This is a genomic window from Rhizobacter sp. P2_H2 (assembly GCF_056403375.1).
Genome location: NZ_JBFUFP010001164.1, coordinates 1 through 1,628, shown reverse-complemented (window position 1 = coordinate 1,628; position 1,628 = coordinate 1). Strand labels below are relative to the sequence as shown.

General features: G+C 68.6%; 2 protein-coding genes and 1 pseudogene. All 3 read left to right on the top strand.

Annotated features, from left to right (window positions below):
* A pseudogene (locus tag AC1D15_RS31170) lies at positions 1-284 on the top strand (MFS transporter); the annotation flags it as partial.
* Between the two features lie 45 nt (positions 285-329).
* Positions 330-548, top strand: a complete 219-nt coding sequence (locus tag AC1D15_RS31165) for a hypothetical protein (protein WP_156155126.1) — start codon at positions 330-332, stop codon at positions 546-548.
* A gap of 117 nt (positions 549-665) precedes the next feature.
* A partial coding sequence (locus AC1D15_RS31160) for an acetoacetate decarboxylase family protein (RefSeq protein ID WP_477829083.1) occupies positions 666-1,628 on the top strand: 963 nt, incomplete at its 3' end.

Sequence of the window (1,628 nt, the reverse complement as noted above, 5' to 3'; positions counted from 1 at the left end):
CGCTGTGGGTCAGCGGCGCGGCCGACATGGTCAGCGTCGTGATCCGGCAGACGCTGGTGCAGCTCGAGACGCCCAACGAGATGCGCGGCCGCGTCAGCGCGGTCAATTCGATCTTCATCGGCGCGTCGAACCAGCTCGGCGAGTTCGAGTCGGGCGCCACCGCGGCCTTGCTCGGGCCGGTCGGGTCGGTGCTGCTGGGCGGGGTCGGCACGCTGGCCGTCGCAGGCCTCTGGATGAAGCTGTTCCCGGCTTTGACCCAGCGACAACGCCTTACCGGCGATTGACACCCGCCTGCGACAATCCGCGGTTGTCGTATTGGAATGTCGATGATGTCCTGGATGTTGATCGCGGCGGCCCTGCTCGCCGCGCTGGCCCTCGCGGGCCTGTGGTGGGTCCGGCGCCGCGCCGCGCAACGCCGCGAGTTCGTGCCCTTCTCGCTGCCCGGCCTGCCGCAACCGGTGGCCGTCGGGCGGCGCTTCCGCGGCGGCGGCGCACCGGCCACCGGCTGGCCCTCCACGCTCGCCAGCATGCAGTTCGACGATCGCTGATCGAGCGTCGTCCATCGCGATTCGCGATGGGATGTGCCGCAGGCCGTGAAATCCTGCCACCCCTGGAACGGGTGACAAAGCGTGACTTATCCGACATAGCGGTAATACTTCGGCCCCATGACCGAAGCAGCACCCAACCGCCCTGATTTCATCTACCCCGGCGGTTCGCCGCTGATGCACCCGCCGCTTCGGCTGAACCGCTCCCGCATGTACGGCTTCTTCGTGCACGGCGAGCTGGCACGCCTGCAGGCCACCGTCGACGAGACGCTGACCGCGGTGGCCGGCGGCACGATGAGCTTCAAGGTGCTGTCGCCGTTCGTGATGCTGACCTTCACGCAGGTGCAGCATGCGCAGTCGGCCTGGCCATCGGATGCCGCCAAGGGCTGGGGCGAGGAGACCGACATCGTCACCTGGGTGATGGTGGGCCAGGTGCTCGCCGGGCAAACGGGCGTGAGCCGCGTCTTCTTCTACCCGTGCCACATCTGGGTCGACGACTGCATGGCGCTGATCAACGGGCGCGAGCTGTTCGGCTACCCGAAGTACCAGTGCGAGTACACGATGCCGGCCGAGGGCGAGCCGGCCACCCGCTTCACGCTGGCGGCCAAGGGCTTCCAGCCGTTCAGCCCGGAGTCGATGCTGCAGCTGCACCCGCTGCTCGAAGTCACCGCGACAAGCAGCAACGGCGCGCGCCAGGACCTGGCCGGCCTGCCCGAGCTGATCGAGCAGGCGATCGAGCTGCTGGCGGCCAACCTGCCCGGCTTCCTGTCGCTCGACCGCGCCGGCTGGGAGCAGATCGCGCAGATGCTGCGCAGCCCGAACGTGGCACAGATCTTCCTGAAGCAGCTGCCCGATGCATCAGGCATCAAGGCGGTGTACCAGGCGCTGATCGCCGCGCCGGCCAACGTGAAGGCAGTGCGCCAGGTGCAGCTGCTCGGCGACGACTACACCTGCACGCTGCACCCGTTCGCGAGCTTCCCGCTGGACCGCACGCTCGGCCTGCAGCTCGGCGCGCAGCCGGCGATCCTGCCCTTCCACATCGACATGGACTTCGAGGTGCCGGCCGGCGAGGAGCTCTACGAC

Coding starts and splice junctions, on each gene's coding strand:
- AC1D15_RS31165 (WP_156155126.1), top strand. CDS start 330: ATGTCCTGGATGTTGATCGCGGCGGCCCTGCTCGCCGCGCTGGCCCTC.